This is a genomic window from Gordonia caeni (genome assembly GCF_039537105.1).
In the GTDB taxonomy this organism is placed as follows: Bacteria; Actinomycetota; Actinomycetes; order Mycobacteriales; family Mycobacteriaceae; genus Gordonia; species Gordonia caeni.
Window position 1 is genome coordinate 232,708 of the sequence record NZ_BAAAZW010000006.1, and the last position, 17,931, is coordinate 250,638.

The following is a 17,931-nucleotide window of genomic DNA, read 5'->3' on the forward strand; positions in this document are numbered from 1 at the left end:
AGTTGTTGACATCGGCCCAGGCGGGGTTCTACCGTTCCTTCAACATCTGTTGAAGTCGAGAGGGGCCTCGTGGCCGCCGTGCCTGTCCGGAAAGTCGCCGCCCTGATCGTGGGCCTGGCCGTCCTCATTCCGCTGATCCTGCTGATGTTCATCGGCCCGGCCTCACGCGGCGCGCCGCACGACGTGCCCATCGGCCTGGCGGGGCCGGCGCCGGCCGTCGCGCAGGCGACCGGGATGCTCGAGCAGGGGCAGCCCGGTGCCTTCGAGGTGCACCGGTACGACGACGCCGCGGCACTTCAGGCCGCGACGGCCGACCGTGAGGTCTACGGCGGACTCGCACTGGGACCCGACCCGGTCACCGTCGTGGCCACCGGGGCCAGCCCGGTGGTGGCGACGACGCTGACGCAGCTCGGCGCCCGGGCCGGTGGCCCGCAGACGCGCGTGCTCGACGTCGCACCGCCGGCGGAGTCCGATCCGCGGGGCGCGGGCTTCGGGTCGATGATCCTGCCGGTCTTCATGGCCGGCGCCGTGCTGGGTATAGCACTGACTCAGCTGTTGCGCCGGGTGCGGCTGATCGCGATCGCACTGCCGGTCGGTGCGGCCGTCGTCGGTGCCACCAGTATCGGTGTCGCGATGGCGGCCGGGGTGCTCTCCGGCGGCTTCTGGGCGCAGTGGCTGGCGATGTCGGCGGGCATCTTCTCGATCGCCGCAGTGGTGGCCGGTCTGGTCTCGCTGATCGGGCTGGCCGGCATGGGCGTGGCCGCGCTGCTGTTCATGCTGGTGGGCATGCCGCTGTCCGGAATCTCCATGCCGCCGGAGTATCTGCCGTGGATCTGGGGTGAGGTGGGGCAGTGGTTCCCGCTGGGCGCCACCGCGAGCGCGCTGCGCGGCGCGGCGTTCTTCGCCGACGGGACGTTCCCCGGGACGGGGACCGGCATGGCGTATGCGGCATTGGCGATGTGGATCGTCGTCGGCTACCTGTTGCTGGGCCTGGCGGTGCTCAAACGGCGGCGTCTCACCGCCGACGTGCTGGCTTCGCGGAGCGAACCGGCCGCCGCCTGAGGATCGGCGCGCCCTATCCGACCAGCCGGGGCAGGCCCTCGGCGGCCGTGGCCGGCAGTCGCAGGCGCACACCGGTCAGTTCGGACGGCTCGGGGTTCACCTCGAGCACCGGCACCCCGCCTCGGGCGGCGGACTCGGGCAGTCCGGCCGCCGGATGAACGACGCCGCTAGTGCCGACCACCAGCACCAGGTCCGCCGCGGCGAAGGCCTCCTCGGCGCGGGCCCAGGCGTCGGCGGGCAGCAGTTCGCCGAACCAGACGACGCCGGGGCGGATCCGTCCCGGACAGGCGGTGCATGCGGTCAGTGCGGGGTCCAGGGCGGTCTCGACGGACGCGGGCCTCCCGCAGCGGTCGCAGCGCGGCGCGAACAGGCTGCCGTGCAGGTGGCAGACGTCGCCGCCGCCGGCGCGTTCGTGGAGGTCATCGACGTTCTGGGTGATGATGCTGACCGATCCGCCGTCGGCACGTTTGTCGTCGGCCAGCCGGGAGATGGCCCGGTGGCCGTCGTTGGGCGCCACCTCCCGGACCCCGGCCGCGCGCTCGGCGTACCACGACCACACGGTGCTCCGGTCGCGCTCCCAGGCCTCCGGTGTAGCGAGCTCCGCCGGGTCGAAGTGGGCCCACAGGCCGGTGAGCGCGTCCCGGAAGGTCGGCACGCCGCTCTCGGCGGACATTCCCGCGCCGGTGAACACGACTACGTTCGCGGCGGCGCCGACCATCTCGCGCGCCCGATCCAGGTGGTTCATCCGACCTTCCGGTACTTCTTGTGCATCGCCTGTTTTGTCACTCCCAGCAACAGTCCGATCTCGGCCCACGACAGCCCCGCGTTTCGGGCGCGGCGCACCGCGACCTCCTCGTCCCGGGCCAGATCCCGGCGGCGGGCGGCGATCCCGGTCAGCTGCTCGATCGGTGTTTCGCCGGCGTCTCCGGCCTCGTCGAATCCGGTCTTCATGTCATCGAGGATGCCGCACCGGCGGCCGGTCGTCAACCTTGGTTGACGGGGTCTGTGCCGAGTTCGGTGCGCAGCATCTCCGCGATCGCCGCCAGATCGCCGGCGCGGCGCGTGAGGAAGCCCTTGGCCAGCCCCAGCTTGTCGCCGGAGTGGCGGGGCAGCACGTGCAGGTGCGTGTGGAAGACGCTCTGGAAGGCGGCCCGGCCGTCGTTGAGTGCCAGGTTCACCCCGTCGGCGCCCAGTGGGCTCGAGCGCATCGCCGCCGCCACGCGCTGGCCTGCCTGGAACAGGCGGGCGCCGGTCTCCGGCGGCAGGTCGGCCAGGCCGGTGGCGTGTGCGCGGGGGATCAGCAGGGTGTGACCGGGGCGCACCGGGCGGATGTCCAGGAAACCGATGATGGTGTCGTCGGCGTAGACCAGTTCGGCGGGCCCGGTGCCGTCGACGATGGCACAGAAGATGCAATCCGGCATGTGCTCGAGGATATCGGCCCGCGCGGGTGTCAGCGGTCCACCCAGATCTTGAAGCCTCGGGTCCAGTCGTTGTCCTGGCCGGCGATCAATGCGTGCAGCCCTTCGATGGTCTGAGCCTGTGCCTGGCCGCTGGAGGCGGTGAGATCGTCGAAGTCGCTCGACGAGCTCATCCCGGCGAGTACCGGCCTGCCCGCGGAATCGCCGTAGTACCAAGGGCTTCCCGAGTCGCCGCCGAGGACCACCATGCGCGCCTCGATCAGTTGATAGCGGGGCGCCTCGTCGGCGTTGACGATGTCGGTCACGGTGCCGCCGGTCTGGCCGGTCCGTTCCCCGAACTTCCAGACCTGCTGGCCCACCTCCGGGTCGGCGGCGTCGGCGAAGAACGGTTCGATCGTCCACCGGGCGTCGATCTGTATCAGGCTGTAGCCGCGCGGATCGGTGTTGTTGTACCTGCCGTCGCGGTCGGGATCGGCGTCGTCAAGCCAGCTGACCACGGTGCCGATCGGCGCTCCCCCCAGGGTGTACACCTGTTGTCCGGAGTCGGTGGCGCAGTGGCCGGCTGTGACGGCGAGCCGATCGTGGTCGGCGTTGTAGGCGAAGAAGCCCAGTGAGCACATGCCGTCGCCGATCGCGATGCCCATGCCGACGCTGAGTGTCGGGGCGGCACGGGCCGTACCGGCGCCGAAGGTCAGGGCGGCCGCCACGACGAGTGCGGTGAGCAGGGCGAGGGCGCGTGTGGGTCGCATCGAATCCCCTCAGTTCCCGGCCGGCGGCGAGGGGACCGGGCAGACCGGCGATCGTAGATTCGCTGCAGCGACCACCGAGCAGGTGAACTCGGAGGTGATCAGCCAGTGTCCGTCCTCGTAGATCATCGGGACGTCGCGATCCTGAACGCCTGTCGGGCTGGTGACCTGCGCGACGGCGACGGCCCCGGCGGGTGTTCGGCGCACCTCGGTGACGGTGAGCGTGAGGTGGTTGGTTTCGGCTGCCTCGGTGAAGCGGTCGACCAGCAGCGGGTCCTGGGCCCCGTATTCGAAGACCGCGGCCTTCTGTTCGATGGTCATCGACCCGGCGAAGGCCTGTGCGATCGACTGGTTGAGGTCGGCTGCGGTCGGCGGCTCGGCGCCCGGGGGTGGCGGCTCGGCCGTCGTCGAGGTCTCGTCGCCGGCTGTCGGTGGGGGACCGTCCGAGGCTTTGGCGGCCTCGCCGCCTTCGGCACATGCGGTGAGCACCAGGGCCAGTGCGGCGCAGCCGGCGACCACCGCGGAGTGAAAGCGCGGCGCACGGGTCATGAAACTTCTCCTGCGGTCTGGGGTACCGAGAAAGTAGCAGCAATGCACACCCAAATAGGCGAACCGCCGGGGGTGTGGGACCGGTCACGCGAGCCGCGCATGGTGATTATAACGAATCAATAACGGTTTCTGTGGACCTGAAATCGCTGGCCACGCCGGTTACTCGCGGTTCTACCAGCGGGTATACGCCTCAGTCGGGGCCAAACATGAGGAAAGCCTCATATTCGAGTGTCATCATGGACGTCGTTCTGCGAATTCTCGCCGACCGCCTCGACCATGCACTTTTCAGGAGAGCCTGTGACCCTCGACCAGTTTCGTTCCCGCTCGCGTAACGACCGATCTGCCGCACCGGAACCGAGTCTGCTCGACCGTCTCAATCAGGGGGAGGCTTACGCCGTCAGCTTCGGCGGTCAGGGTGGGGCCTGGCTGCCGACGTTCACCGAAGTGGTGATCGACGCCGACCTCGAAGAGTCGATGACGAAGGTGATCGACGACGCCGCGACCCTGCTGGCGCCGATCGCCGACGACTTGGCCCGGGCCGGTGTGCGGCCCTTCGAACCCATCGCGTGGCTGCGGGCACTCGATGAGGACGCCGCCGTCCCCAGCGACGCCGACCTCGCCGAGGTCACCGTGTCGCTGCCCGGCGTGCTGCTGAGCCAGTTGGCGACCATCGCTTCGGTCGCCAAGCAGGGCCTGGACACCGCGGCCGTGCCGCCGATCGCGGTGGTCGGCCATTCGCAAGGCGTGCTCGCCACCGAGGCGCTGGCCGTCGACGGCCGGTTGCGCGACGTCGAGGATGCGCAGCTGCTCGCCCTGGCCCAGCTGATCGGCGCGGCCGCCGCGCTGACCGCGCGCCGGCGTGGACTGGCCGGCACCGCCGATGCCTCGCCCATGCTGTCGATCTCCCAGGTGGTGCCGCAGGACGTCGAGGTGCTGCTGGCGCAGTACCTCGGCGGGCTGCCCACCGATCAGCGGATCGGTTCCCCGGTCGTCGCGGTGAACAACTCCCGTCGCGCGGTGGTGCTCTCCGGTGCCCCGCGCCACCTGGCCGCCTTCCAGGCGCTGTGCGAGGAGCGGGCCGTCGCGTCGGCCGACGAGATCAAGCGCAAGGTGACCGGCGGCTCGCCGTTCGCCCCCGTCTTCGAGAACGTGATGACCACGGTGCCCTTCCACCACCCCGACATGGCACCGGGCATCGCCCTGGTGACCGAGTGGGCGCAGCGCTGCGGCCTGGACCCGGCGCTGGCGCACCGCTACGCCGATGCGGTGCTGGTCCAGCACGTCGACTGGGTGGCCGAGGTGGCCGAGGTGGTCGCCAGCGGTGCCCGCTGGCTGCTGGACTTCGGTCCCGCCGAGATCGCCACCCGCCTGTCCTCGTCGCTGGTGCGCGGCCAGGGACTGGGCGCCGTGCCCGTCGCCACCCGCGGCGGTCAGCGCAACCTGTTCGTCCCCGGCAACGTGCCGGAGATCTCCGCCCCGTGGGCGTTGTATGCGCCGCGGCTGGCCGAACTGCCCGACGGCCGCACCGTGGTCGACACCCCGTTCACCCGGCTCACCGGCCGGTCGCCGATGATGCTGGCCGGCATGACCCCGACCACCGTCGACCCGGCGATCGTCGCGGCCGCGGCCAACGCCGGCCACTGGTCCGAGCTCGCCGGCGGCGGCCAGGTGACCGAGGCGATCTTCGCCGACAACCTGGCCCGGCTCACGCAGCTGCTGGAGCCGGGCCGCGAGGTCCAGTTCAACTCGCTGTTCCTGGACCCGTACCTGTGGAAGCTGCAGCTGGGCGGCAAGCGCCTGGTGCAGAAGGCCCGCGCGGCGGGGGCGCCCATCGACGGCGTCATCATCACCGCGGGCATCCCCGAACTGGAGGAGGCCGTCGACCTGGTCGGCGAGCTGAATGAGGCCCAGCTGCACTACGTGGCCTTCAAGCCCGGCACCATCGAGCAGATCCGCTCGGTGATCCGCATCGCCAACGAGGTCCCGGAGTTCCCGATCATCGTGCAGGTGGAAGGCGGGCGCGCCGGCGGTCACCACTCGTGGGAAGACCTCGACGACCTGCTCCTGGCCACCTACGGCGAACTGCGCGACCGCCCGAACGTGGTGGTCTGCGTCGGCGGCGGGATCGGCACCCCCGAGCGTGCCGCGGACTACCTCACCGGCGAGTGGTCCGCGCGCCACGGCTACCCGCTGATGCCGCTGGACGGCATCCTGATCGGCACCGCCGCCATGGCCACCCTCGAGGCCACCACGGCGCCCGAGGTGAAGAAGCTGCTGGCGCAGACCCGCGGTTGCGAGGACTGGATCGGCGCCGGCCACAGCGAGGCCGGCATGGCGTCCGGGCGCAGCCAACTGGGCGCCGACATCCATGAGATCGACAACACCGCGTCCCGGTGCGGCCGGCTGCTCGACGAGGTGGCCGGCGACGCCGACGCCGTCGCCGAGCGCCGCGACGAGATCATCGCGGCGATGGCCGGCACCGCCAAGCCGTACTTCGGCGACGTGGACGCCATGACCTATCGCCAGTGGCTCACCCGCTACGCCGATCTCGCGGTCGGCGACGACGCGCAGTCGCCGCTGCCGTGGGCCGACGTCACGTGGGCTCAGCGTTTCACCGACATGCTGCAGCGCACCGAGGCCCGCATGCATCCGCTGGACTCGGGCACCTTCGTCTCGCTGTTCGACGGCGACCTCGAGAACCCGCACGCCGCGATCGAGACGCTGGGCGCCGAGCACCCGGAGATCGACACCGACATCCTGCACCCGGCCGACGTGGCCTTCTTCCTGGAGCTGTGCCGCACCCCGGGCAAGCCGGTGAACTTCGTCCCGGTGATCGACAAGGACGTCCGCCGCTGGTGGCGCAGCGACTCGCTCTGGCAGGCGCACGATCCGCGCTACTCCGCCGACGAGGTCTGCGTCATTCCGGGGCCCGTCGCCGTAGCCGGCATCACCGAGGTGGACGAGCCGGTCGGGGACCTGCTGAACCGTTTCGAGAGCCACGTGGTCGACCGTCTGCGCACCAGCGGTGAGCACTCCTGGCCGGCCGATGCGCGCCGCCGCACCGGTGAGGTGCCCTCGGCGGGCCCCATCACCATGCTGCTGGAGTCGGTCGACGTCTCCTGGGCCGGACGGATCGTCACCAATCCGATCGCCCAGTTGGGCGACCTGGACTGCTGGGAGGTCTACGACGGCCAGGTGGCCGACCACGGCCCGACCGGCGCCCGCCTGACCATGCTCTCCGAGGACGGCATCTACCCGGCCTCCTTCGAACTGACCGTGCCCGTCTCGGGCACCACCGTCACCATCCCGCTGACCGTCGACGGCAGCTGCCTGGACGGCGCCGTGCCGAGGGTGGGCGTCACCGAGGCCGCCACCGCGATGCGGGAGTTGCTCACCGTGGCCGCCGGCGGCACCCTCGCCGACGTCGCCGCAGGTGCGGCGACCGCCACCGTGCCCTGGATCGCCGACTCGGTCGCCGATCACAGCGGCGCCACCGCGGGCAGCCTGCCGCGGCAGTTCGCCCCGGTCACCCCGGCCGTGCCGCTGGGCTTCGCCCTGCCCGACACGCTGGTGGTGGCCTGCTGGCCGGCCGTCTTCAGCGTCCTGGGCGCCGCCACCACCGAGGACGGTGTGCCCGTGGTGGAGGGTCTGCTCGACCTGGTCCACCTCGATCACGCCGTCGAACTGACCGGTGAGATCCCCGCGCACGACACCGACCTGAGCGTCACCGCCCGTCTGGGCGAGGTCTTCGACGCCGGTGTGGGTCGCGTGGTGGAGGTGGACGTCGACGTGCGCGCCGGCGACGCCCCGGTCGCCACCCTGCACGAGCGGTTCGCGATCCGGGGCCGCAGCGGCGACGCCGAGCTGACCGATCCGGTGCGCGCCGGCGGTGCCCTCGACGACGAGCGCACCGGCACCCGCAAGCACGTACGGACCGCCACGATCACCGCACCGGACAAGATGACCGGCTTCGCCGTCGTCTCCGGCGACCGCAACCCGATCCACACCGACTCGCTGGCCGCCAAGCTCGCCGGCCTCGGCGACCCGATCGTGCACGGCATGTGGCTCTCGGCCGCCGCGCAGCAGGTCCTCACCGCCGCCGACCGGGATAACCCGGTGCCCTCGCCGCGTGCGCTGCGCGGCTGGACGGCACGCTTCTTGGGCATGGTGCGCCTGGGTGACCAGATCACCGTGCGCGTCGACCGGGTCGGCATCGACGCCGGTCGCGACGTGGTCGAGGTGACCGCGAAGGTGGGCGACGACCTGGTGATGGCGGCGACGGCCCTGCTGGACGCGCCCCGCACCGTCTACGCCTTCCCCGGCCAGGGCATCCAGAGCAAGGGCATGGGCCTGGAGGCCCGCTCGCGTAGCAAGGCCGCCCGCGAGGTCTGGGACCGCGCCGACGCACACACCCGCGAGGCCCTGGGCTTCTCCATCCTGGCCGTGGTGCGCGACAACCCGACGACGCTGGTCGCCGGTGCCCCGGGCGAGGACCCGGTCACCTACCACCATCCCGACGGCGTGCTGTTCCTGACGCAGTTCACCCAGGTCGCGATGGCGACGCTGGGCGTGGCGCAGGTCGCCGAGCTGCGCGAAGCCGGCGGCTTCGTCGACGGGGCGATCACCTGCGGCCACTCGGTCGGCGAGTACAACGCCCTGGCCGCGTGTGCCGGGGTGCTGCCGCTCGAGGCGGTCCTCGAGGTGGTCTTCCAGCGCGGCTCGGCGATGCACCACCTGGTGCCGCGCGATGAGCAGGGGCGCAGCGACTACCGCATGGCGGCGATCCGGCCGAGCCAGTTCGGGCTCGCCGACGACGACGTCACCGCCTTCGTCTCCGGAATCGGTGACGAGGTCGGCGAATACCTCGAGGTGGTCAACCTGAACCTCCTGGGTTCGCAGTACGCGATCGCCGGTACCGTGCGCGGTCTGGAGCACCTGGAGACCGAGATCGAGCGCCGCGTCGCCGAGTTCGGCGGCAAGCGCGCCTTCATCCTGGTGCCCGGCATCGACGTGCCGTTCCACTCCACCGTGCTGCGGGCGGGGGTGCCCGAGTTCCGCGGCAAGCTGGAAGATCTGCTGCCCTCCGACATCGACCCGGAGATCCTGGTCGGCCGCTACATTCCGAACCTGGTGCCGCGCCTGTTCACGCTGGACCGCAGCTTTGTGCAGGAGATCGCCGATCTGGTTCCCTCCGAGCCGCTGAACGCCGTGCTGGCCGACTGGGACTCCTGGTCGCAGCGTCCGGCCGAGCTGACGCGCGTGCTCCTGATCGAGCTTCTGGCCTGGCAGTTCGCCAGCCCGGTGCGCTGGATCGAGACCCAGGATCTGCTGTTCTCGGCCCCCGATCACGGCGGCCTGGGCGCCCAGCGCTTCGTGGAGGTGGGCGTCAAGAGCGCGCCCACGCTGAGCGGCCTGGCCCGCAACACGCTGAAGCTGCCCGGTTACGCGGCCGCGGCCACCGAGGTGGTCAACGCCGAGTCCGACGCCGATCTGCTGACCGGGCAGGACGCGGGCGCCGAGCCCGAGCCCGAGGAGACCGAGGCGCCGGCCCCCGCGGCCGACGCTCCGGCCGCCGCACCCGCGGCAGCGACCGCTCCGGCGCCTGCTCCGACGGCGGCCGCCGCCGGCCCGCGACCGGACGACATCGCCTTCGGCCCGACCGACGCGGTCCGCGCGGTGATCGCCCTGTGGACCAAGATGCGCACCGACCAGATCGGCGCCGTCGACACCATCGAGGCGCTGTGCGACGGCGTCTCCTCGCGCCGCAACCAGCTGCTGCTGGACGTCGGCGCCGAGCTGGGACTCGGTGCGATCGACGGCGCCGCCGAGGCGGACATGACCGCCCTGTCGACCACCGTCGATTCGCTGGCCCGCGGCTACCGGCCGCTCGGCGACGTCCTCTCCGACGCGGTCGGCGACCAGCTGCGCAAGGTGGCCGGCCCGCTGGGCAAGCGCCAGTCCTACGTCACCGACCGGGTGACCGGTGACTGGCAGCTCGGCTCCGGCTGGGCGCTGCACACCGTCGTCGCCCTGGCGCTGGGCACCCGTGACGGGGCCAGCGTGCGCGGCGGCGAGCTGGGCGACCTGCTCGAGGGCCCGGTGACCAACACCGAGGCGCTCGACGCGGTGATCGACCGCGCCGTGCGCGGTATCGGCCGGGCCCGCGGCATCACCGTGGAACTCCCGGTGGCCGCCTCGGCCGGCGGGGCCGCGGTTGACGCGGCCGCGCTCGGCGAGTTCGCCGAGCAGGTGACCGGCCCCGACGGTGTCCTGGCCGCGGCGGCGCAGACCGTGCTGGCCAAGTTGGGGCTGGCCGAGGTCGAGTCCGCTCCCGAAACCGACCCCGACGCGGGGCTGCTCGCCGAGCGGGTCAGCGCCGAACTGGGTTCGGACTGGCAGCGCACCGTCGCACCGGCCTTCGACCCCGAGCGCGCGGTCCTGATCGACGACCGGTGGGCCACCGCCCGCGAGGATCTCGCGAACCTGTGGCTCAGCGATGCCGACGCCCTGGAGACCGACTACGAGACCATCGTCGCCCGGTTCGCCGCCACCGGTGAGACCGTGGCCGAGCACGCGACCTGGTGGCAGGGCAAGGCACTGGCCTCCGGCCAGCCGGTCCATGCGCGCCTGTACGCGGATGTCGCGGCGGCCGCCGAGGACGATCGGCCCGGGGAGTACGCCGGCGACATCGCCGTGGTGACCGGCGCCTCCGCCGGTTCGATCGCCGCCGCCGTGGTGGGCGGCCTGCTGGCCGGCGGCGCCACCGTGGTGGCCACCACCTCGCGCCTGGACGGTGCGCGGCTGGCCTTCTACAAGAAGCTCTACCGCGAGCACGCCCGCACCGGCGCGGCCCTCTGGGTGGTGCCGGCCAACATGGCCTCCTACGCCGACGTCGACGCGCTGGTGGAGTGGCTGGGCAGCGAGCAGACCGAGAACCTCGGTGCCTCCACCGCGGTGATCAAGCCGGTCATGCGGCCCAGCCTGCTGTTCCCGTTCGCCGCACCGCGGATGGCCGGTGACCTCACCGACGCCGGCCCGCGCGCCGAGCTGGAGATGAAGGTGCTGCTGTGGTCGGTGGAGCGCCTGATCGGCGGTCTGTCCGCCATCGGCGCCGACCACGACATCTCGGCCCGGCTGCACGTGGTGCTGCCCGGCTCGCCCAACCGCGGCATGTTCGGCGGTGACGGTGCCTACGGCGAAGCCAAGGCGGCGCTCGACGCGCTGGTCACTCGCTGGAAGGCCGAGGACTCCTGGAAGGGCCGCACCAGCCTGGCGCACGCCCTGATCGGCTGGGTGCGCGGCACCGGGCTGATGGGCGCCAACGACGTCATGGTCGACACGGTGGAAGCCGCCGGGGTCCGCACGTGGAGCACCGAGGAGATGGCCGGCGAACTGCTCGGCCTGTGCTCGCCCGAGCAGCGGACTGCGGCGAAGACCGCACCGGTGGTGGCCGACTTCACGGCCGGCCTCGACGCCGGATCCATCGACCTGAAGGCGCTCGCCGAGCAGGCGCAGGCCGCCTCGGCTGCCGACGACGAGGCACCGGCCGATTCCGAGGACGACGCCGTCCGCGTGGCGGCGCTGTCCGCACCGGCCCGTGCCGAGCTGGGGCACCGCATCGACTGGGCCGAGCTGGACGCGCGACCGGAGGATCTGGTGGTGATCGTCGGCGCCGGAGAAGTGGGGCCGTACGGCTCGTCGCGCACCCGCTTCGAGATGGAGGTGGACGAGAAGCTCTCGGCCGCAGGCGTTCTCGAGCTCGCATGGAGCACCGGACTGGTCACCTGGGACACCGCGCCCAAGCCCGGCTGGTACGACGTGGAGTCCGGCGACCCGGTCGACGAGGCCGACATCGCCGAGCGCTACCACGACGCGGTCCTCGAGCGCTGCGGCATCCGCCGCTACGCCGACGAGGGGGCGATGGTCGACGGGGCGGCGCCGCTGCTCGAGTCGGTCTTCCTCGACGAGGACCTGAGCTTCGCGGTGCCGACGGAGGCACAGGCCCGTGCCTTCGCCGCCGCCGACCCGGAGCGCACCCGCGTGGCACCCAACGCCGACACCGGCGACTGGACGGTCACCCGCCTGGCGGGCACCGAGATCCGGGTGCCGCGGCGCTTCGAGCTCTCGCGCACCGTCGGCGGCCAGATCCCGACCGGCTTCGACCCGGTCCGATGGGGCGTCTCGCCCGACATGGCCGAGTCGGTGGACCGCGTCGCGCTGTGGAACCTGGTGGCCACCGTCGACGCCTTCCTGACGGCCGGCTTCTCGCCGTCGGAGCTGATGCGCTGGGTCCACCCGGGTCTGGTCGCCAACACGCAGGGCACCGGCATGGGCGGCATGACCTCCATGCGGTCGCTGTACGTCGACACCCTGCTGGGTGAGTCCAAGGCGAACGACATCCTGCAGGAAGCCCTGCCGAACGTGGTGGCCGCGCACGTGGTCCAGTCGTACATCGGCAGCTACGGCGCCATGATCCACCCGGTCGCGGCCTGCGCGACGGCGGCGGTCTCGGTGGAAGAGGGCGTCGACAAGATCCGGCTGGGCAAGGCGCTGTTCTCCGTGGCCGGCGGCTTCGACGACCTCGGTATCGAGGGGATCGTCGGCTTCGGCGACATGTCGGCGACCGCCGACTCGGCGGCGATGAGCGCCAAGGGCATCGACGAGCGCCGCTTCTCCCGCGCCAACGACCGGCGCCGCGGCGGCTTCGTCGAATCGGCGGGCGGCGGCACCGTGCTGCTGGCCCGCGGTGACGTGGCCGCGCAGATGGGCCTTCCGGTCCTCGGCGTGGTGGCCTGGGCGCAGAGCTTCGGCGACGGCGTCCACACCTCGATCCCGGCTCCGGGGCTGGGCGCGCTGGGCGCCGCCCGCGGTGCGGCGGACTCGCCGCTGGCGAGCTCGCTGGCCGCGCTGGGCGTCACCCCCGACGAGGTCGCGGTGGTGTCCAAGCACGACACCTCGACGCGGGCCAACGACCCGAACGAGTCGGAGCTGCACGAACGCCTCGCCTCGGCGATCGGCCGCAACAGTGGTGCGCCGCTGTTCGTGGTCTCGCAGAAGTCGCTGACCGGTCACGCCAAGGGCGGTGCGGCCGCCTTCCAGCTGATCGGGCTCTGCCAGGTGTTGCGGGACGGCGTGATTCCGCCCAACCGCAGCCTGGACTGCGTCGACGACAAGATGGCCGAGTACCCGCATCTGGTGTGGGCGCGCGAGCCGCTGGCGATGGGCGAGCGGTTCCCGCTCAAGGCCGGTCTGCTGACCAGCCTCGGCTTCGGGCACGTGTCCGGTCTGATCGCCGTCGTCCATCCGGAGGCGTTCATCGCGTCGCTGCCGGACGAGCAGCGCGAAGAGTATCGGGAGCGCGCCGCGCAGCGTCTGCGCGACGGCCGTCAGCGTCTGCTGGCCGCCATGTGCGGCCAGGAGCCGGCGTACCAGCGCCCGCCGAACCGCCGGTTCGACGAGGCCGTCGATGAGCACGATGCCGAAGCCGCCGTGCTGCTGGATCCGCAGGTCCGCCTCGACACCGAGGGGGCCTACCGGTGAGCGTGATCGGAATCGGGATCGACGTGGTCGACGTCCCGGCCTTCGCCGAGCAGTTGGAGCAGCCCGGGTCCACCATGCTGGTGAGCTTCCGCACCGGTGAGCGCCGCGACGCGGCGGCGCGCACCGGTGACGAGGCGCAGCATCTGGCGGCGCGGTGGGCGGCCCGCGAGGCGGTCATCAAGGCGTGGTCGTCCAGCCGTTTCGCGCAGTCGCCGGTACTTCCGGAGACCGCGATGAACGACGTCGAGATCGTCTCGGACAACTGGGGACGCCCCAAGGCGCGTCTGCACGGCGACCTGGCGAGGTACCTGGCGAACGTCCGGATCCACCTGTCGCTGACCCACGACGGCAACACCGCCGCCGCGGTCGCGATCCTGGAGGACGACGACTAGCCGTCTGACTGCACGGAACCGACCGCCGGTGGCTGATTCAGCCGCCGGCGGTCTCTTCCAGCAGCAGGTATCCGGCCAGCATGCGCTTGAGTTCCTGGACGGTCTGGTCGTGGTCGTGCCCGTCCTGCACGGAGAAGCTGAGCAGTGAGAACGCGGTGTGCACCAGTACCTGTGCCATGACCGCCCGGCGGTCCCGCTGGGTGGGGGTCAGCGGTGCGAGCAGACGGGCGACCTGTTCGGCCAGGATCTTCTCGTTGAGGGAGGCGGTCAGGCGGGTGGCCGGCGTGGACTGCACGGCCAGCCAGACCGCCCGTCGCGACGGATCGGTGCGCCAGAGCGCGGCGAGGTGGTCGAGGAACTTCTCCAGCAGTGCAGGCCATTCCAGCGAGGGGATCTCCTCGGAGAAGGCGGTCAACTCGTCCCGGACGCCCGCGGTGTCGACGCGATCGAGCTCGCAGACGATCACGTACTTGTTGGCGAAGTACTGGTAGAGCGTGCCGATCGGCACGTCGGCGCGGGTGGCCACCTGCTCGCAGGTGAGCGAGTCGAAGCCGTCGTCGATGAGGACCTCGCGGGCCGCGGTGAGGATGTCCTCGAATTTGCGGCGGCTGCGTTCCTGGGCGGGCCGCTTGCGGGGGACCAGCGGCTCGGTGGAGGTGGGACCGGACATCGGTGGGGCGCGGCGATCTATAGGGACAGGTCGCGGCGCAGCTTGGCGACGTGACCGGTGGCGCGCACGTTGTACTGGGCCGCGGCGATGGTGCCGTCGGCGTCGACCAGGAAGGTCGAGCGGATCACGCCGGTGACCACCTTGCCGTACAGCTTCTTCTCCCCGTAGGCGCCGTAGGCCAGCATGACCTCCTTGTCCGGGTCGGACAGGAGCGGGAAGTTCAGCTCGTCGCGGGCCACGAACTTGGCCAGCTTCTCCGGCTTGTCGGGCGAGATGCCGACCACCGCCACACCCGCCTCGTTCAACTCGGCCAGGTTGTCGCGGAAGTCGCAGGCCTCCTTGGTGCACCCGGGCGTCATGGCGGCCGGGTAGAAGTACACGATCACCTGGCGTCCGGCGTAGTCGGAGAGGGAGACCGTTCCGCCGTCTGCGTCGGTCAGAGTGAACGGGGGAGCGGTGTCGCCGACCTCGAGTCGACTGTTGGCAGCCATGACTTCACCCTAGCCCGACCGCGAGGCCGGGGGAGCGCAGTGGTGCCGCCGGAGTTCCGCCGGTGATCCCCGCTGGGTAGTCTCGATGCGGTGCAGGCGTCAGGCCTGCGGAACGACGAACTGTGGAGGTACCGCGTGGCCGACGACACCGAACGCATCGAGAAGGAGATCGCGCAGGCGCGCGAGGAGCTCGCGACGACGCTGGATCAGCTGGCCGAGCGCGCGAACCCGCAGCGGCTCGTCGGCGATGCCAAGACCAAAGCGCTCGCCGTGCTGTCCTCCCCGCCGGTCAAGTTCACGCTGATCGGTGTCGGAGGTCTCGCGGTCGCTCTGGTGGTCACCAAGATCGTGAAGAAGTAGTAGCTGGGGGCCCGCGACCGCAGCCTTCGCTGCGGTCGTGCCCTTGGTTCGGCCCGGCTGACCTGCCGATTTCTCATGTTCGCAGATCGCCTGTTACTGTTTCTTCTCGCAAGGCCAAGCGCCATTAGCTCAATTGGCAGAGCAGCTGACTCTTAATCAGCGGGTTCGGGGTTCGAGTCCCTGATGGCGCACGTAAAACCCCCTCTCACCAGCAATGGCGGGAGGGGGTTCTTTCGTATGCTCGGGTCGACCCACCGGAAACCCACCGGAAACGAATCAGACCACCCGCACCGGTGCCAACGTGTCCAGCGCTGAGGTCACATCCCGTGCCTGCGCCCGCCGCTCCCGGTAGTGCCGCTCCAGCACCTCCCGCGTGTTTCCCAACTGCTCGGCCGCGACCTCCGTGCCGTACTCGTCCGCCACGACCGTGCCGACCGTGCGCCGCAGGGTGTGAGGTGTCACCCAGTCGAACATGTCGGCCGGGCCGTCAGCGTTGCCCTGGGCGTCCAGGACGACGTTCTGACGGGCCTCACGGAGCTGCCTGCGCACGTTCGCCGGGGACCGGGGTGTACCTGCCCGGGACGGGAAGATCAGCCCGCTGGGCAGATCCCGCGCCTTCTGCCGGCGCAGCGCGGCAACAGCGAACGCCGGCAGCACCACCACCAGATCGTTGTCGCCGCCCTTCGTGCGGTGCAGTGTCAATGTCGGCGGCTCCGCCAACGCAAGATCCGACCACTGTGCCGGCAACATCTCCGCGATGCGTCCGCCGACGCCGAGGAATACCTCGAACAGGTCCGGCAGATCGGCCGCGCGGGGCGGGCCATGACCATTGCTGCCCGAGTAGGCCGCGATCCGGCCCCGCAGGATCGCCAGCTCGTCGGCGGTGAGCGCACGGGGCGCCTTCCCCGCCGACTTACGGGGCGTGGTCTCCCGCACGGGGTTGCGTTCGATGGCGCCGTGCTGCACCGCCAGCATCATCATGCCCACCAGCACGATTCGGCAGCGCTTGGCGACACTGCCGGTCTTGGTGTCCAGGAACCGTTCGAGGAGCCCCACGGTGGCCTCCCTGACACGCACCTTCCCCAGGGCCGGGGTGATGTGGGTGGTGACGGTCTGCTCGTACAAGGCCAGTGACGATTCGGCCAGATCGTCCTTGCGCCGGCGCGCAAGCCACGCCTGCGCGAGATCGGCCAGGAGGGTGTCGGCGCTGATGTCGTCGCTACCGTGCACCCGGGAGCGTTCCGTGAGGGCCGTGGTGAGTGCGCGTTCGGCTTTCGCGCCAGAGGTGGCGTAGCGCTCGACGCTGCGGGTCACGCCGTCGTAGTCGCGGTATCGGGCGCGTGCCCGCCACCTGCCGTCCTCGAGTTGGGTGCGGTTGATCTTCCCCCACGAGCCGAGGGGGAGGGGTGGTCGTGCCATCGTTTCCTAGTGGTGTCGCGTGCGTAGGCGGCGTAGCCGGTGCACGAGGATCGGATCGTGGACGAGGGCGTCTTCACGATCGAGAAGATGATTCAGGCGCTGGTAGTAGCGTGTGGGCGTCATCCCGAGGCGCTCGCTGATCGCGGCGGCCTGGTGTCCGGCCTGACGCCATTGTGCCCCAGCAATGTCGAGGATGGCTTGTTCTTCGGTGCTCAGCATGCCGACTCCCCGTGCGGAACGCTCCATGACCAGTCGCCGTCGCAGGCGTGCTCGATCTGCGCGACCTCGAGCGGATCCAGGTTCTCCATGCGGGCGTGCACGAGGGCCTGGTCGACCCAGAGGTGTTCGGCGAGCGCGCCGGCGTCGGGGTGGCGCAGCCACGCGAACGCGTCGCACAGCTGCCGCAGCGGGATCATCCGCCGCGCGGTCTCGGCCTCGACGATCTGTTCCTCGACGGCCGGGTGCGGGTGTTCGCGGCCGCGGCGCTCGAAGTGGATCAGCTCGTGCGTGAGCGTCGTCCGCCGCTCGGCCTGTGTGAGGCGGTCGTGCAGCCAGATTAGGTCACCGTGTGCGGCGCCGCGCCGGCCAGGCGGCAGGGGAGTGTGCTCGACGGAGACATGTGGGTAGTGGTCACGCAACCAGTGCCAGGGGTGCCATCGCTTCATGCCCGTGGACGGTAGGCGGACCCTACGACAGAAAATGCCTCTGACCAGGAACTACATCGGTGTCATTCGGGGCAACTTGTTGATCTGTCGGTATGCGGACCCGACTCGCTTGATGCACATCAGCACGGTGAGCACGAAGTGCGTCACGAATGCGACTAGGACCCCGGTCCACCAGGCATTCACGCCCTGGCTGTTCGATGCCGCTGCCGCGATCATCGCGAGCACGGTCGTCAGAAGACCGCACAGGACGGCGTAGTTGACGTTCGCGAAGAGTTCGTTGACCAGCGTGACGAGCGGACCCTTGCGGTCTACGCGCGGATCTCTGTCTAGCTGCATCCGCAGCTGGAACACCCAGATCACCAAGCCGAATAGGAGGGCGGTGAAGGTTGCCAACCCGCCTATGGATGCCCCGATCTCTTTCATGCGGAGGCCTCGCGATGCCATGAGCGCACCGACGAGCGCGCCTAGCGCGGCTGGCACCCCGATCACAACAACGAAGTCACGGGCGCGCACCTTCTCCGAATTGACATCGACAAGCGTCCGATAGTGGTCGTAGACGGTGGTGCGGACGCTGAACTTGCTGCTCACATGCGTCACCTCCACTCGCGGCGTCGATCGG

General features: G+C 70.8%; 15 protein-coding genes and 1 tRNA gene. 5 read left to right on the forward strand and 11 right to left on the reverse strand.

The features are described from left to right. Window positions 1–69 precede the first annotated feature (69 nt). Window positions 70–1,062, forward strand: a complete 993-nt coding sequence (locus tag ABD732_RS11915) for an ABC transporter permease (RefSeq protein WP_344783926.1) — start codon at window positions 70–72, stop codon at window positions 1,060–1,062. Between the two features lie 13 nt (window positions 1,063–1,075). Here the strand turns inward: ABD732_RS11915 and ABD732_RS11920 are convergent, their stop codons facing one another. The 5 genes from ABD732_RS11920 to ABD732_RS11940 are packed head-to-tail and all read right to left on the reverse strand — an operon-like array spanning window position 1,076 to window position 3,775. Next, window positions 1,076–1,807, reverse strand: coding sequence for an SIR2 family NAD-dependent protein deacylase (locus tag ABD732_RS11920; RefSeq protein WP_344783928.1), 732 nt, complete (start codon window positions 1,805–1,807; stop codon window positions 1,076–1,078). Beyond that, window positions 1,804–2,013, reverse strand: a complete 210-nt coding sequence (locus ABD732_RS11925; protein ID WP_344783930.1) for a hypothetical protein — start codon at window positions 2,011–2,013, stop codon at window positions 1,804–1,806. The genes ABD732_RS11920 and ABD732_RS11925 overlap by 4 nt, the downstream gene beginning before the upstream one ends. A 32-nt stretch (window positions 2,014–2,045) precedes the next feature. After that, on the reverse strand, window positions 2,046–2,483 hold the full coding sequence (locus ABD732_RS11930; protein WP_344783932.1) for an HIT family protein: 438 nt from the start codon (window positions 2,481–2,483) through the stop codon (window positions 2,046–2,048). Between the two features lie 29 nt (window positions 2,484–2,512). Next, complete coding sequence (locus ABD732_RS11935) at window positions 2,513–3,229, reverse strand: S1 family peptidase (protein ID WP_344783934.1); 717 nt, start codon at window positions 3,227–3,229, stop codon at window positions 2,513–2,515. Window positions 3,230–3,238: 9 nt separating this feature from the next. Further along, window positions 3,239–3,775, reverse strand: a complete 537-nt coding sequence (locus tag ABD732_RS11940; protein WP_344783936.1) for an MTB12 C-terminal domain-containing protein — start codon at window positions 3,773–3,775, stop codon at window positions 3,239–3,241. 297 nt (window positions 3,776–4,072) lie between these two features. Here ABD732_RS11940 and ABD732_RS11945 point away from each other — a divergent pair, with 297 nt between their 5' ends. Next, the gene (locus tag ABD732_RS11945) at window positions 4,073–13,315 is read left to right on the forward strand and encodes a fatty acid synthase subunit beta domain-containing protein (protein ID WP_344783938.1); all 9,243 of its coding nucleotides are present in this window, start codon (window positions 4,073–4,075) and stop codon (window positions 13,313–13,315) included. Beyond that, the gene (acpS, locus tag ABD732_RS11950; RefSeq protein ID WP_344783941.1) at window positions 13,312–13,707 is read left to right on the forward strand and encodes a holo-ACP synthase AcpS; all 396 of its coding nucleotides are present in this window, start codon (window positions 13,312–13,314) and stop codon (window positions 13,705–13,707) included. The genes ABD732_RS11945 and acpS overlap by 4 nt, the downstream gene beginning before the upstream one ends. 37 nt (window positions 13,708–13,744) lie before the next feature. Here the strand turns inward: acpS and ABD732_RS11955 are convergent, their stop codons facing one another. Then, window positions 13,745–14,377 carry a TetR/AcrR family transcriptional regulator gene (locus tag ABD732_RS11955; RefSeq protein ID WP_344783943.1) on the reverse strand — a complete coding sequence of 211 codons (633 nt, stop codon included), beginning with the start codon at window positions 14,375–14,377 and terminating at the stop codon, window positions 13,745–13,747. Between the two features lie 17 nt (window positions 14,378–14,394). Continuing rightward, on the reverse strand, window positions 14,395–14,868 hold the full coding sequence (gene bcp / locus ABD732_RS11960) for a thioredoxin-dependent thiol peroxidase (RefSeq protein WP_344783945.1): 474 nt from the start codon (window positions 14,866–14,868) through the stop codon (window positions 14,395–14,397). A 135-nt stretch (window positions 14,869–15,003) separates the two neighbouring features. Here bcp and ABD732_RS11965 point away from each other — a divergent pair, with 135 nt between their 5' ends. Both ABD732_RS11965 and ABD732_RS11970 read left to right on the forward strand, forming a co-directional pair. Beyond that, window positions 15,004–15,228, forward strand: coding sequence for a DUF3618 domain-containing protein (locus ABD732_RS11965; RefSeq protein WP_344784119.1), 225 nt, complete (start codon window positions 15,004–15,006; stop codon window positions 15,226–15,228). Between the two features lie 118 nt (window positions 15,229–15,346). Next, window positions 15,347–15,419, forward strand: a tRNA-Lys gene (locus ABD732_RS11970). Between the two features lie 85 nt (window positions 15,420–15,504). On the opposite strand, the gene ABD732_RS11975 is transcribed toward ABD732_RS11970, so the two are convergent. The 4 genes from ABD732_RS11975 to ABD732_RS11990 all read right to left on the reverse strand — a co-directional run bounded on the left by ABD732_RS11975 (window position 15,505) and on the right by ABD732_RS11990 (window position 17,900). Further along, window positions 15,505–16,542 (reverse strand): site-specific integrase, encoded by a 1,038-nt coding sequence (locus ABD732_RS11975; RefSeq protein ID WP_344783947.1) that lies wholly within the window; start codon window positions 16,540–16,542, stop codon window positions 15,505–15,507. Between the two features lie 111 nt (window positions 16,543–16,653). Beyond that, complete coding sequence (locus ABD732_RS11980; RefSeq protein ID WP_344783949.1) at window positions 16,654–16,866, reverse strand: DUF3263 domain-containing protein; 213 nt, start codon at window positions 16,864–16,866, stop codon at window positions 16,654–16,656. Further along, window positions 16,860–17,312 carry a hypothetical protein gene (locus ABD732_RS11985; RefSeq protein ID WP_344783951.1) on the reverse strand — a complete coding sequence of 151 codons (453 nt, stop codon included), beginning with the start codon at window positions 17,310–17,312 and terminating at the stop codon, window positions 16,860–16,862. Before ABD732_RS11985 ends, ABD732_RS11980 begins: the two co-directional genes overlap by 7 nt. Before the next feature lie 51 nt (window positions 17,313–17,363). Continuing rightward, a complete protein-coding gene (locus ABD732_RS11990) occupies window positions 17,364–17,900 on the reverse strand; it encodes a hypothetical protein (protein ID WP_344783953.1) in 537 nt (178 codons plus the stop codon). Window positions 17,901–17,931: the final 31 nt, after the last annotated feature.

Bases quoted from the DNA above. Each gene is read 5' to 3' on its own strand.
- ABD732_RS11920 (WP_344783928.1), bottom strand. From the start codon at position 1,807: ATGAACCACCTGGATCGGGCGCGCGAGATGGTCGGCGCCGCCGCGAAC.
- ABD732_RS11925 (WP_344783930.1), bottom strand. From the start codon at position 2,013: ATGAAGACCGGATTCGACGAGGCCGGAGACGCCGGCGAAACACCGATC.
- ABD732_RS11930 (WP_344783932.1), bottom strand. From the start codon at position 2,483: ATGCCGGATTGCATCTTCTGTGCCATCGTCGACGGCACCGGGCCCGCC.
- ABD732_RS11935 (WP_344783934.1), bottom strand. From the start codon at position 3,229: ATGCGACCCACACGCGCCCTCGCCCTGCTCACCGCACTCGTCGTGGCG.
- ABD732_RS11940 (WP_344783936.1), bottom strand. From the start codon at position 3,775: ATGACCCGTGCGCCGCGCTTTCACTCCGCGGTGGTCGCCGGCTGCGCC.
- ABD732_RS11955 (WP_344783943.1), bottom strand. From the start codon at position 14,377: ATGTCCGGTCCCACCTCCACCGAGCCGCTGGTCCCCCGCAAGCGGCCC.
- bcp (WP_344783945.1), bottom strand. From the start codon at position 14,868: ATGGCTGCCAACAGTCGACTCGAGGTCGGCGACACCGCTCCCCCGTTC.
- ABD732_RS11980 (WP_344783949.1), bottom strand. From the start codon at position 16,866: ATGCTGAGCACCGAAGAACAAGCCATCCTCGACATTGCTGGGGCACAA.
- ABD732_RS11985 (WP_344783951.1), bottom strand. From the start codon at position 17,312: ATGAAGCGATGGCACCCCTGGCACTGGTTGCGTGACCACTACCCACAT.